Source organism: Rhizobium sp. 18065 (genome assembly GCF_902706095.1).
In the GTDB taxonomy this organism is placed as follows: Bacteria; Pseudomonadota; Alphaproteobacteria; order Rhizobiales; family Rhizobiaceae; genus Allorhizobium.
Map to the genome: position 1 here is coordinate 64,036 of NZ_CACSJP010000012.1, position 13,350 is coordinate 77,385.

Annotated in this window: 12 protein-coding genes; 6 read left to right on the forward strand and 6 right to left on the reverse strand. The window is 58.6% G+C overall.

The window, feature by feature from the left end; translation table 11 throughout:
* Nucleotides 1-119: 119 nt before the first annotated feature.
* The gene (locus GVK95_RS21800; protein ID WP_159952795.1) at nt 120-326 is read left to right on the forward strand and encodes a DUF1674 domain-containing protein; all 207 of its coding nucleotides are present in this window, start codon (nt 120-122) and stop codon (nt 324-326) included.
* A gap of 84 nt (nt 327-410) precedes the next feature.
* Entirely contained in the window at nt 411-830 is a 420-nt protein-coding gene (locus GVK95_RS21805; protein WP_244618861.1) for a thermonuclease family protein, read from the forward strand.
* 92 nt (nt 831-922) lie between these two features.
* Here GVK95_RS21805 and acs read toward each other — a convergent pair whose 3' ends face one another.
* Entirely contained in the window at nt 923-2,875 is a 1,953-nt protein-coding gene (acs, locus tag GVK95_RS21810) for an acetate--CoA ligase (RefSeq protein ID WP_159952797.1), read from the reverse strand.
* A 233-nt stretch (nt 2,876-3,108) separates the two neighbouring features.
* On the opposite strand from acs, the gene GVK95_RS21815 reads away from it, so the two are divergent.
* Nucleotides 3,109-3,816 (forward strand): DUF1013 domain-containing protein, encoded by a 708-nt coding sequence (locus GVK95_RS21815; protein ID WP_007605627.1) that lies wholly within the window; start codon nt 3,109-3,111, stop codon nt 3,814-3,816.
* Nucleotides 3,817-3,953: 137 nt separating this feature from the next.
* Here GVK95_RS21815 and GVK95_RS21820 read toward each other — a convergent pair whose 3' ends face one another.
* Nucleotides 3,954-5,867: a propionyl-CoA synthetase gene (locus tag GVK95_RS21820; protein ID WP_159952798.1), complete on the reverse strand. Its 1,914-nt coding sequence runs from the start codon at nt 5,865-5,867 to the stop codon at nt 3,954-3,956.
* Between the two features lie 110 nt (nt 5,868-5,977).
* Nucleotides 5,978-6,637, reverse strand: a complete 660-nt coding sequence (locus tag GVK95_RS21825) for a YggS family pyridoxal phosphate-dependent enzyme (protein ID WP_159952799.1) — start codon at nt 6,635-6,637, stop codon at nt 5,978-5,980.
* A 191-nt stretch (nt 6,638-6,828) separates the two neighbouring features.
* Between GVK95_RS21825 and leuS the strand changes: the two genes are divergently transcribed.
* Genes leuS through holA form a run of 3 tightly spaced genes read left to right on the forward strand, consistent with a single transcriptional unit; the run spans nt 6,829 to nt 11,013 of the window.
* Nucleotides 6,829-9,450, forward strand: a complete 2,622-nt coding sequence (leuS, locus tag GVK95_RS21830; protein WP_159952800.1) for a leucine--tRNA ligase — start codon at nt 6,829-6,831, stop codon at nt 9,448-9,450.
* Nucleotides 9,440-9,958 carry a hypothetical protein gene (locus GVK95_RS21835; RefSeq protein ID WP_159952801.1) on the forward strand — a complete coding sequence of 173 codons (519 nt, stop codon included), beginning with the start codon at nt 9,440-9,442 and terminating at the stop codon, nt 9,956-9,958. Before leuS ends, GVK95_RS21835 begins: the two co-directional genes overlap by 11 nt.
* An 8-nt stretch (nt 9,959-9,966) precedes the next feature.
* A complete protein-coding gene (holA, locus tag GVK95_RS21840; protein ID WP_159952802.1) occupies nt 9,967-11,013 on the forward strand; it encodes a DNA polymerase III subunit delta in 1,047 nt (348 codons plus the stop codon).
* On the opposite strand, the gene GVK95_RS21845 is transcribed toward holA, so the two are convergent.
* From GVK95_RS21845 to rsmG, 3 genes are read right to left on the reverse strand one after another with little or no spacing between them, the layout of a single operon-like run.
* Nucleotides 11,010-11,891 (reverse strand): ParB/RepB/Spo0J family partition protein, encoded by an 882-nt coding sequence (locus tag GVK95_RS21845; RefSeq protein WP_159952803.1) that lies wholly within the window; start codon nt 11,889-11,891, stop codon nt 11,010-11,012. The genes holA and GVK95_RS21845 overlap by 4 nt on opposite strands.
* Before the next feature lie 23 nt (nt 11,892-11,914).
* Entirely contained in the window at nt 11,915-12,709 is a 795-nt protein-coding gene (locus GVK95_RS21850; RefSeq protein ID WP_159952804.1) for a ParA family protein, read from the reverse strand.
* A gap of 16 nt (nt 12,710-12,725) precedes the next feature.
* Nucleotides 12,726-13,331: a 16S rRNA (guanine(527)-N(7))-methyltransferase RsmG gene (gene rsmG / locus GVK95_RS21855; protein ID WP_159952854.1), complete on the reverse strand. Its 606-nt coding sequence runs from the start codon at nt 13,329-13,331 to the stop codon at nt 12,726-12,728.
* Between the last annotated feature and the right edge of the window lie 19 nt (nt 13,332-13,350).

Consider the following 13,350-nt stretch of genomic DNA (forward strand, 5'->3'; position numbering starts at 1 on the left):
TGCTCCTCTGAGATACACGTTCGGCAACGGACCTGTTGCCGATTTCACCCGTTGATTTAAAAAGCAGCAATGCCAATTTCAATGTTTGCGCATAAAAACCGCGAAATAGAGGTGTAGTTATGTCCGAAGACGAAGAACACGAAGGTGTGGCGCCGGAACCGGCGCGCGCGCTGAGCCCGGCAGCCACACGGGCACTCGCCGAAGCCGAGGAACGCCGCAAGGGAGAAACGCCAACAGAGCCCGCTCCGGAAATCGGCGGTCGTGGCGGATCTGATCCCGCGCGTTTCGGCGACTGGGAGATCAAGGGCCGCGCGATCGACTTCTAGTCTGAAAATATACCTATTGATGGCGCAGCAATATCGGAATATATTCCTTTTATGGTCCGATATCGCTCTCCATGGCTAGTCTTGATGATGATCGCACTTGCGACGGGGCCTTGCCACGCGGGCCAGACGTTTGATGGCCCTGTGCTGGCTGAAGTGGTGCGGGTCATCGACGGAGACACGGTTCTGGTCGAAGCCATGCCTTGGCCTGATCACCGCATCAGCACCTATGTCCGTTTGCGTGGCATTGATGCGCCGGAACTCAAATCACATTGCCCGGCTTTCCGCGAGGCTGCACGAGAAGCGCAGGATCAATTGACCGAGTTCATGTCAGGCCAGAAACAGGTGTCCCTGACCGAAATTTCGGGCGACAAATATTTCGGGCGTGTGGTGGCAAGACTGATTCTTGCCGACGGACGGAGCCCGGCTGATCTGCTGCTTGAGGCCGGCCTTGTCGAACCCTATGCCGGCAAGACCAAGACCCGTCACCATTGCCCGGACACATAGAAACAAAAAGCGGACGTCTGCAGAACCGGACACCTGATGAAAAAGGGCCCCTCGCGACGGAGGAGCCCTTGTCGTTTGTAGCAGGGTGATGATCAAACGCTGCGGTTCTGCCGGTTTTCGATCAGATCATCGACCACTGCGGGATCGGCGAGTGTCGATGTATCGCCAAGCGCACCGAAATCATTCTCGGCGATCTTGCGCAGGATACGCCGCATGATCTTGCCCGAACGGGTCTTCGGCAGGCCCGGGGCAAACTGGATCTTGTCCGGAGTTGCGATCGGCCCGATCTCGGTGCGGACATGCTTGACGAGATCCTGGCGAAGCGCATCCGTTCCGTCATGTCCCGCCATCAGGGTCACATAGCAATAGATACCCTGACCCTTGATCCCATGCGGATAGCCGACGACGGCGGCTTCAGAGACCAGATGATGCGAAACCAGCGCCGATTCCACCTCAGCCGTTCCCAGCCTGTGGCCGGAGACATTGAGCACGTCATCGACGCGGCCAGTGATCCAGTAATAGCCATCCTCATCGCGTCGGCAGCCGTCACCGGTGAAATATTTCCCCTTGTAGGTCGAGAAATAGGTCTGCACATAGCGCTCGTGATCGCCATAGACGGAACGGGCCTGGCCTGGCCAGCTGTCGGTAATGCACAGATTGCCGTCTGCGGCCCCTTCCAGCACCGTGCCTTCATTGTCGACCAGTTCCGGCTTGATGCCGAAGAAGGGCAGGGTGGCCGAACCGGGTTTCAGAGCGGTCGCGCCCGGCAGCGGCGTGATCATGATCCCGCCGGTCTCGGTCTGCCACCAGGTATCGACAACCGGGCAACGCTGGTCGCCGACAACGTTGTAATACCATTCCCAGGCTTCCGGATTGATCGGTTCGCCGACCGAGCCGAGCAACCGGAGGCTCGAGCGCGAGGAGCGTTTGACAAACTCGTCGCCGACACCCATGAGCGAGCGGATGGCGGTCGGCGCTGTATAGAAGATGTTGACCTTGTGCTTGTCGATCACTTCCCAGAAACGCCCCTGATCGGGGAAATTCGGCACGCCTTCGAACATCAGCGTCGTCGCGCAATTGGCCAGCGGCCCGTAGACGATATAGGAATGGCCGGTTACCCAGCCGACATCGGCCGTGCACCAATAGACATCGCCATCGTGATAATCGAAGACATATTCATGCGTCATCGAGGCATAGACCAGATAGCCGCCGGTCGTGTGCATCACGCCCTTCGGTTTGCCCGTCGAGCCTGACGTGTAAAGGATGAACAGCGGATCTTCCGCCTTCATCTTGGCCGGAGGGCAATCACCCTTCACCGTCACGATTTCCTGGTGATACCAGACATCGCGGCCGGGGGCCCAGCCGATCTTGCCGCCGGTTCGGCGCACGACCAGGACCTTGTTGACGATGACATACTGCTTGGCAGCGATGTCGATGGCGATATCGGTGTTTTCCTTGAGCGCCACTGGCTTGCCGCCGCGTACACCCTCATCGCAGGTGATGACAAATGTCGATTCGCAGTCAACGATGCGTCCGGCCAGCGCTTCCGGCGAAAAGCCGCCAAAGACCACCGAATGAATGGCGCCGATGCGGGCACAGGCAAGCATCGCATAGGTCGCCTCCGGAATCATCGGCATGTAGATGGTGACGCGATCACCCTTCTTCACGCCATGCTTCTTCAGCACGTTCGCCATGCGACAAACATGGTCATAAAGCTCGTTATAGGTGATCTTCTTGTCGATATACGGATTGTCACCTTCCCAGATGATCGCCACCCGTTCGCCATTGGTCTTCAGATGGCGATCGATGCAGTTGTAGGAGACGTTTGTCAGACCGTCTTCGAACCACTTGACCGGGACCTTGCCCTTGAAAGATGTGTTCTTGACCTTGGTATAAGGCTTGAACCAGTCGATACGCTTGCCGTGCTTGCCCCAGAATTTCTCGGGATCCTCGATGCTTTCCTCGTACCACTTGCGGTACTTGTCTTCATCGATCAGGGCCTGGGCTTTCGCCGACTTGAGCACCGGATAGGTCTTGGCTGACATTAACTCCTCCTCATTAAACGGCCAGGACTGTCGAACTTCGGACCGTCCTCCTCGGGCCTCTTGCACCCATTCTTATCAACTAAGATGCGTCCAGCAATTAGACAAAGGTCATTCGTTACTTCGCGAATTGCAATTTCGTTACATAATCGGTATAAGGACGCCGAATTCCCGGAAATAGTGGTTTAAACCCACGGCTCGCGACAACCGGCGCGGACCTCAGAAGGATTGTATCCATGGCACAGACATTGCTTATGCCGAAGGCAACGGCCGTATGGCTCGTCGACAATACCGCCCTGTCATTCGACCAGATCGCCCAGTTCTGCAAACTGCACCCGCTCGAAGTCAAGGCGATTGCCGACGGCGAAGCGGCGCAGGGCATCAAGGGCCTGGACCCGATCGCAACGGGACAGCTGTCGCGCGACGAGATCGCCCGGGCTGAAAAGGACGTGAACCACAAGCTGAAGATTTCCGAACCGAAGGTTCGTGTTCCGGAATCCAAGCGTCGTGGCCCGCGTTACACCCCGGTTTCCAAGCGTCAGGATCGTCCGAACGCGATCCTCTGGCTGGTTCGCAACCACGCGGAACTGAAGGACGCCCAGATCTCCCGTCTGGTTGGCACGACCAAGTCGACGATCGAGCAGATCCGCGAGCGCACCCACTGGAACTCGACCAACCTGACGCCGATGGACCCGGTCACGCTGGGACTCTGCAGCCAGATCGACCTCGACCTGGAAGTTGAAAAGGCATCCAAGGGCCGTCCGCTGCCGACCGCTGCCGAACTCGGCGCGACGCTGCAGGCCGCCACCGAGACCGAAAACCTCGACTTCGGCTATGGTCGTGACCGCGACGAAGAAAAGACGATCGACGCCAACGCGGTATTCGCCAAGCTGCAGTCGCTCAAGTCTGACCGCAACAAGGATGAGGACGACGATCAGTACTGATCGTCCCTCCGGTTCCAGCAGAAATCGAGCCCCGGTCGCATCAGCGCCCGGGGCTTTTGTTTGGCCAAGGCAGGGGCCAGAACAGGACAGGACAGGACAGGACAGGAGGTCAACCATCCAACACAGCTCCGCCCAGATCAGGCAGCCACCTGGCCACAGGCTTTGAGCACGGCGGAAATCTCGTCCAGGACAACCGGATCATCGATGGTCGCTGGCATTTTCCAAGGAAGGCCATCTGCGATTTTCTGCATCGTACCGCGCAGGATCTTGCCTGACCGTGTCTTGGGAAGGCGATCGACCATCAGAACCATTTTGAAAGCGGCAACCGGGCCGATCTCATCCCGTACCAGTTGCACCACCTCTTTCGAGATCGCCGCATGGTCTCGATGGACATTCTTCTTCAAGACAAGGAAGCCGCAGGGGATTTGCCCCTTGAGCTCGTCTGCTATGCCGATGACGGCGCATTCTGCCACATCCGGATGCATCGCGCAGACTTCCTCCATTGCCCCTGTTGACAGCCGGTGTCCGGCACAGTTGATGATGTCATCCGTGCGCGCCATGACAAAAACATAGCCGTCCTCGTCAATCACCCCGGCGTCTGCCGTCTTGTAATAGCCGGGGAATTCTTCGAGACAGGATGTCCTGAATCGCTCGTCGGCGCCCCAGAACGTCACGAGGCAACCAGGAGGCAGGGGCAGCTTCAGCACGATATTGCCCAGCGTTCCGGGTGACACGGCATGACCAGCATCATCCAGCACCTCCAGGCCATATCCCGGCATCGGTTTTGTCGGTGACCCGTGTTTCACCGGCAAGAGCTCGAGACCAGCCGGATTGGCTGCGATCGCCCAGCCCGTCTCGGTCTGCCACCAGTGATCGATGATCGGGATTTTCAGGATGCGCTCGGCCCATTTCAGGGTTTCCGGATCCGCACGTTCGCCAGCAAGAAACAATGCGCGCAAGCCCGATACGTCGTAGCGCCGGACATGCTCTCCCTCCGGATCGTCGCGCCGGATTGCGCGAAAAGCCGTCGGCGCGGTAAACAGCGCCTTGACATCATGATCAGCGACCACGCGCCAGAACGTGCCGGCATCCGGCGTTCCGACCGGTTTTCCCTCGAAGATCACCGTCGCATTGCCGGCCAGCAAGGGGCCGTAGACGATATAGGAATGGCCGACGACCCAACCAATATCGGACGCTGCCCAGAAGACCTCCCCGGGCTTCACCCCATAGATGTTGGCCATGGTCCAGTTGAGCGCCACCATATGCCCGCCATTGTCGCGAACGACGCCCTTCGGCTGGCCGGTGGTTCCGGATGTGTAGAGAATATAGAGCGGATCCGTCGCCAGAACCGGGGTGCAGTCAACGGTCGTGCCATTGATCTTCGCCACCTCTACCGCCTGGGCAAGGTCGACATCGCCATGCTCGTAGCGCAAGGGCGCGTGGTACTGGTCGCGCTGCAGGATGAGGCAGCAATCGGGCTTCACACTCGCCATGTCGATCGCATGGTCGAGCAGTGGCTTGTAGGGAACGATGCGGCCCGGCTCCAGGCCGCAGCTCGCACCGATGACAACCTTTGCACCGCAATCGTCGATGCGCGTCGCCAACTCATGCGCGGCAAAACCACCGAAGACGACAGAATGCACGGCGCCCAGGCGTGCGCAGGCAAGCATGGAAAATACCGCCTCCGGGATCATCGGCATGTAGATGATCACCCGGTCGCCTTTGCCGACCCCGTGGTTGCGAAGAACAGCCGCAATGGCGCTCACCTCGACCAGCATCTGGTCATAGGAATAGCGCGCCGTCTGTCCGGTCATCGGGCTATCGTAAATCAGGGCGTTCTCCGCACCCCGGCCGTCCGCTATGTGCCTGTCGAGGCAATTGTAGCAGGTATTGGTTTCACCCCCGACAAACCACCGACCGTAAGGCCCCTGATCCGTATCGAAGGTTTTTTCCGGCGACTTGAACCAATGTACCTGCTCGGCTGCTCGACGCCAGAATCCTTCCGGATCCGCCTGCCACAGGGCATATGTCTCCTGATAGCTCCCACGCATGCCGATCCTCCCGATGCCACGCAAGTCACTTGTTCTGGACCACAAGTGTAGGAAGCAGTCAGCCCGGTGGGAACCCAGACGAAAGCGCTATGTCAAAGGTCGTAGGAAACTTAGCGACTGCCAAAAATGGCGGATCCGACCCGGACGCTTGTCGCACCGAAACCGATTGCCGTCTGGAAATCGCCGGACATGCCCATGGACAAGCGTGCGACATCGTTTTCACCGGCGAGCTTGGCCAACAAGGCAAAGTGCGGGCCAGGGTTTTCATCCACCGGCGGAATGCACATCAGCCCCTCGACGTTCAACCCCAACTCGTCGCGGCATAGCCGGACGAATGCTGCGACATCATCGGGGGCAATACCGGCCTTCTGCGGCTCAAGACCGGTATTGACCTGTATATAGAAGCGCAGGTCGCGATTTTGCCGCTTGCATTCTTCGGCCAGGGCGCGGGCGATCTTTTCCCGATCAACCGTTTCGATCACATCAAAAAGCGCAACCGCTTCAGCCGCCTTGTTGGACTGCAGAGGACCGATCAGGTGGAGCTCGAGCCCGGCTGTTTCCGCCTTAAGCGCCGGCCATTTTCCCTGTGCCTCCTGCACGCGGTTTTCGCCAAACACACGCTGGCCGACGGCGATCAACGGACGAATATCATCCGCCTCGAAGGTTTTCGACACGGCGACAAGCGAAACGGACTCCGGCTCACGATTGGCTTCCGTCGCCGCCTTGGCCATCCGGCCCTGAATTTCGCGCAATCTCTCTTCGACCGACATCACAACTCCTCGCAGTCACGCTCCCGAAAGACGGATCAGGACCTTCTCGAGACAAAGTCGTTAAAGCGCCTGAATTCGCATGGCAAGTCGCATCTCCTCCATCACGCAAATGGCCCCGAAAACTTGACGCTTGGCCGGTTTCGTGGTGAAGGTCAGCCCTCCTTTTTATTGCAATCCCGGAAATGCGATCCATGGCCACCGAACGTTACAATCCGCGCGACGCCGAGCCCCGTTGGCAGGCGAAATGGTCCGAAGACAACGTCTTCACGACCGACAACAATGACGAGCGCGAGAAGTATTACGTGCTTGAGATGTTCCCGTATCCGTCGGGACGGATCCATATGGGCCATGTGCGCAACTATGCCATGGGCGACGTCGTGGCCCGCTACAAACGCGCTCGCGGCTACAATGTGCTGCATCCAATGGGCTGGGATGCGTTCGGCATGCCGGCGGAAAACGCTGCCATGAAGAACAAGGTCCACCCCAAGGCTTGGACCTATGAAAACATCGCCACGATGCGCAGCCAGCTGAAATCCATGGGCCTTTCGATCGACTGGTCGCGTGAATTCGCCACCTGCGACGTGGAATACTATCAGCGTCAGCAGCATCTCTTCCTGGATTTCATGGAAAAGGGCCTCGTCTATCGCAAGAACTCCAAGGTCAACTGGGATCCGGAAGACATGACCGTGCTCGCCAACGAGCAGGTCATTGATGGCCGCGGCTGGCGTTCCGGCGCGCTGGTCGAACAACGCGAACTGACCCAGTGGTTTTTCAAGATCACCGATTTCAGCCAGGATCTGCTCGACGCGCTCGATACGCTCGATCACTGGCCGGAAAAGGTCCGGTTGATGCAGAAGAACTGGATCGGACGCTCCGAAGGCATGCTGGTACGCTGGGAAGTGGCATCCGGCAGCACGCAATCGGAAGTGACCGTTTATACCACCCGTCCGGACACCTTGTTTGGCGCCTCGTTCCTGGCCATTGCGGCCGACCACCCGCTGGCAAAGGAAGTCGGCGAAAGAAACCCGGAAGTAGAAGCCTTCTGCCAGGAATGCCGCCATGCCGGCACTTCGCTTGCGGCGCTTGAGACCGCGGAAAAGAAGGGTATCGACACCGGCATCAAGGTGAAACACCCGCTTGATCCGAGCTGGGAGCTGCCGGTCTATGTCGGCAACTTCGTCCTGATGGACTACGGAACGGGCGCCATCTTCGGCTGCCCGTCCGGTGACCAGCGCGACCTCGACTTTGCCCGCAAGTATGATCTGCCGGTGGTGCCGGTTGTCATGCCGCGCGACGCCGATGCCGCAGGCTTTGCAATCGGTGACACTGCCTATGTCGACGATGGCGTGATGATTAACTCCCGTTTCCTCGATGGCCTCGGAAGCGACGAAGCCTTCGAAGAAGTAGCAAGGCGGCTGACCGAACAGACCCTCGGTAATGCTGCCCAGGGCGAGCGCAAGGTCAATTTCCGCCTGCGCGACTGGGGCATCTCCCGCCAGCGTTATTGGGGTTGCCCGATCCCGGTCATTCACTGCGATGATTGCGGCGTCGTGCCGGTGCCGAAGAAAGACCTTCCGGTCAAGCTGCCCGATGACGTGACCTTCGACAAGCCGGGCAATCCGCTCGATCGCCATCCGACCTGGCGCCACGTCGCCTGCCCGCATTGCGGCAAGGATGCCCGCCGTGAAACCGACACGATGGATACGTTTGTCGATTCCAGCTGGTATTTCGCCCGCTTCACCGCGCCTTGGGAAGATAATCCTACGGACCCAAAGGCCGCCAATAAATGGCTGCCTGTCGACCAGTATATCGGCGGCATCGAGCACGCGATTCTGCACCTTCTGTACTCGCGCTTCTTCACCCGCGCCATGCGCGAAACCGGCCATGTCGACGTCAAGGAGCCTTTCAAGGGCCTGTTCACCCAGGGCATGGTCGTGCATGAGACCTATAGCATCGGTGAGGGTCTGACCCGCGAATGGGTGGCGCCGATCGATCTGCGCATCGAGGAGACCGACGGTCTTCGCCGTGCTTTCCTGTTGAGCAACGGCACTGAGGCCAGGATCGGCTCGATCGAGAAGATGTCGAAGTCGAAAAAGAACGTCGTCGATCCCGATGACATCATCGGCTCGTACGGTGCTGACACAGCGCGTTTCTTCGTCCTCTCGGATTCGCCGCCGGATCGCGATGTGATCTGGTCTGAATCCGGTGTCGAAGGTGCGCATCGTTTCGTCCAGCGCGTTTGGCGTCTGGTGTCGGAAGCCGCGGAACAGTTGAAGTCCGTTGCTGCGAATCCGGCTAAGGATGGCGAAGGTCTGGCCGTGTCCCAGGCGGCCCACAAGACGCTGAAGGCTGTTCAATCCGATCTGGACAAGCTCGCCTTCAACAAGGCGATCGCCCGCATTTATGAGCTGGTCAACACCCTCGCGACACCTTTGGCAACCGTAGCGTCCGGGAAAGCCGATGCCGTACTGACAGCGGCCGTTCGCAATGCGGCGGAAATCCTCGTGCAGTTGATCGCTCCGATGACGCCGCATCTGGCCGAAGAATGCTGGACGGTGCTTGGCAAGAACGGTCTCGTGGCTCAAGCCCCGTGGCCAGGCTATGACGAGGCACTCGTCGCCGAAAACGACGTGACAATGCCGGTTCAGATCAATGGCAAGAAGCGCGCCGAATTGACAATCAGCCGCGACGCGGACCAGAATGCGGTCAGCGAAGCGGTGCTCGCCCTTGAGCCCGTGCGGGCTGCCCTGAACGGACAGGCTCCGAAGAAGATCATCGTCGTTCCCCTAAGGATTGTGAATATTGTCCTCTAAACAGCAAGCTTCCGCAGTGCTTCGTCGTTCGATTCTGATCGGAGCAGCCCTGCTTCTCGCAGGCTGCCAGGCGCGCCCGCTTTACAACAATGATGATGGCCAGACGCGCGAGGCGCTGGCCGCCATTGCCTATTCACCGGCGAATGGCCGCGTCGGGCTTGAAGTGCGCAACCGTCTGATCTTCCTGACCAGCGGCGGCTCCGGGGAGAGCGTTACGCCCCAATACAGGGTCCAACTCGATGTTCAGAGTTCGGTCGCCGGCATTCTGCTCGACGAAGCGGCGGACACGCCGAACGCCGGCCGGGCCGTCGTCAGTGCGACCTACAACATCCGACGCATCTCCGATGACACCGTGCTCAAGGCCGGCCGCCGCGAAAGCGTTGCGCTCTTCGACTATCCGAAGCAGGAATTCGCCAAGCTCCGCGCCGTCCGCGACGCAGAGGACCGCGCGGCGCGTGAATTGGCGGAACTTGTCTATGCCGATCTTGCCATGGCGCTGGGTCGCTGATCTCAGCCATGGCCGAGATCAAGTCGCACGAGTTCGAAGGGTTTCTACAGAAGTCGGTCCGCCACTACCGCGTATTCGTCATCTACGGCCCCGACCGCGGACTTGTGAATGAGCGGGCAAGCCAGATTGCCAAGACAACCGGTGTCGATCTGCACGACGGATTTGCCCTTATACGGCTTGATGTCGGCGATCTGCAGTCCGATCCGGGACGCCTGCTAGATGAGGTCAACGCTTTCGGCCTCTTTGGAGGCGAGAAACTCATCTGGATACGCGGTGCAGCCAACGAAAAGTCATTGATTGACGGCCTGCAGTATCTGGGTGCCAATCCGCCTGAGGGAAGCTATGTGATCGTCGAAGCCGGTGATCTGAAGAAAGGATCAGGGCTGCGAAAAGTCGCGGAAGGCGAACGGTCGATTGCTTGTGTCGCCTGTTATCAAGATGACGCAAGAGCGCTCAACGCCCTGGTCGACAATGAGCTTTCATCGGCAAACCTCAGGATTACGCCAGCGGCACGCGAACTCCTGCTCGAATCAATCGGCGGAGACCGCATTGCCTCGCGCAATGAAGTGCGCAAGCTCATCCTCTACTGTCTGAATGAGCCGGTCATCGACGAGCACCACGTACTCGATATTGTCGGCGATGCCAGTGCCATATCGACCGATGAAGTAGTGGATGCCGTTCTGTACGGCGATCCTGACGCATTTTTGCATGCCATCCAGAAAGTTGTTGCCTCGAAAACGGCTGTCTTTCTCGTTCTTCAATCCTGTATGAAGCAATTTCAGCAACTTGAAGTCATGCGTCTCGAGATGGAAGAGCGTCAACAACAGGTCGCCCAGGTCATGCAAACGCTCGGGCGCGGCATTCATTTCAAGCGCAAGCCGGTAATTGAGAAAACGTTACGGAACTGGAACAGTCAGGATCTTGGTCGCGAGGCCAGCCGCCTCAATGCGGCAATTTTCCAGAGTCGCCAGCGGGCAGCCCTGGAAGACAATCTCGCCATTCAGACCTTGCTGGCGACAGTGTTGCAATCGGCGCGCCGCAACCGCAAAGGCTAGCGGGCTTCCAGCAGACGGCAGATTTCTTCGAGCTGATCGAGTGTTTTGTAATTGATCTTCAGCTGACCAGCGCCGCCTCGGTGATTGATCGCAACTGAGAGGCCGAGGCGATCCGTCAAGCTGCGCTCGAGCGCGATTGTATCGGAATCCTTGGCGTCGCGATGCTCGACCGGAGGAGGAGCATTCTGTGCCTTGATATGGTTTTGCGCCAATTTCTCGGCATCGCGCACCGACATACCCTTGGAGGTGATGATCTTGGCAAGGACGACAGGATCGGGTGTCGAGACCAGCGCACGCGCGTGACCGGCAGAAAGGCTTCCCTCGGCCAGCATGTCACGAACCGGTTCCGGCAATTTCAACAATCGCAGGCTGTTAGCCACATGGCTTCTGCTCTTGCCGATAATTTCGCCGAGATCGTTCTGGGTATACCCGTGCTCGGCGATCAGCTGGTCGTAACCGAGCGCCTCTTCTAGAGGATTAAGATCGGCGCGCTGGACGTTTTCAACGATTGCAAGTTCCAGCGCCGTACGGTCGTCGACGTCACGCACAATGACTGGAATATCCACCAGACCGGCCAGTTGGGCCGCACGCCAGCGCCGCTCACCAGCAATGATCTCGTAGCGATCCTTGCTGGTGGTTCGCACGACAACCGGCTGCACGATGCCGTGCTGACGGATGGAGCCCGCCAGATCCTGGAGCTCCGATTCATCAAAATAGCGACGCGGGTTTTTCGGACTGCGCGATACGAACTCGATCGGCACAGTGCGATCTGGATTGATGCTGGGACGGGCATCACCTGCGGGCAGGGGCTGATCCATTTCACCGATAAGTGCCGCAAGACCGCGACCCAGGCGCCGTTTCGAAACGTCTTCACTCATATACTCAGACCCTTATAGGACGGTTAGGCCGCCTTACGTTGACGTTCGCGCTGGATCACCTCGGATGCCAGTTGCAGATAGGCTTGGCTACCGGCGCATTTCAGATCATACAGGATGGCCGGCTTGCCGTAGGACGGCGCCTCGGATACCCGGACATTGCGCGGAATGAGGGTCGTGTAGACCTTCTCACCGAGATGCTCCCGCACATCGTTGACAACCTGTTGCGCAAGATTATTGCGCGAGTCAAACATCGTCAGCACAATGCCCTGAATATCGAGAGTGGGATTCACTGTCTGACGCACCTGGTTGATGGTCTCGAGCAACTGGCTCAAGCCTTCCAATGCAAAAAACTCGCATTGCAGAGGCACCAGGACCGAATGTGCAGCGGCCATCGCGTTCATGGTGAGAAGATTGAACGAGGGCGGGCAGTCGAGCAGAATGTAGCTGTAAGCCCGCGCATCCTCGCTGTTCAGCGCCTTCTTCAGGCGAAAGACGCGGTCGGCCTGTTGGGAGATTTCCATCTCGAAACCCAACAGGTCCATGGTCGACGGAACGATCGACAAATTCGGAACAGCGGTCTCAAGTGCCGCCTGCGACACTGTCTCGGTGCCGATCAGCACGTCATACGAGGATAGTTTGCGGTTACGCCTGTCTATCCCGAGGCCGGTACTGGCATTGCCCTGCGGATCAAGATCGACGATCAGCACACGTTCGCCGATTGCAGCGAGCGCGGTTGCCAGATTGATGGCTGTCGTCGTCTTGCCAACGCCACCCTTTTGGTTCGCGATAGTAATGATACGGTTCTTCTCGAAACCCATGCAGCCACCCGAAGTGTTAGCCCCTGCGCTTCAGTGAGGCGATTTCCAGAATGACGGAGTCCGCCTCGACAGCGCTCTGATGTGTTACCAGATCAAATGCCCACCGACCACGCGCTTTATCGATCTCGTCCAGGTAATCCCGCCCTTTATGGAAAACCATCCGCAATTCGGGGTTTCTTTGCGCCCACGGCTCGGCATAGGCCAGGAGAAGATCAAGCTCTGCCAGCGCCCGGGCCGAAATTACATCGGCTTCGGGCAACTTTGCTCCAGCCTCTTCGATCCGGAGCGGATGGACGGAGCCGCGCCCGCCAGTCTCCAGCAGCGCCATGCGCAGGAAGCTTGCCTTTTTGTGATTGCTCTCAACGAGATCGACCCAGCCCTGACCGTGCTCCGCAAGCACGATCGCGGTGACGATGCCGGGAAAGCCACCGCCGCTCCCCAAATCAATCCAGTGCTTTGCCTCCGGCACTATGTTTCGAAGCTGTAACGAATCGGCAATATGTCTTGTCCAAAGCGCATCGATGGTGGATGGCGCCACGAGGTTTATCTTGGCCGACCATTTCATGAATAGTTCGGCAAAGCGCTGGAGTCGCCCTTGCGTTTCACGTGAAACACCGAGCATCAATTGATTCCTCATAAAG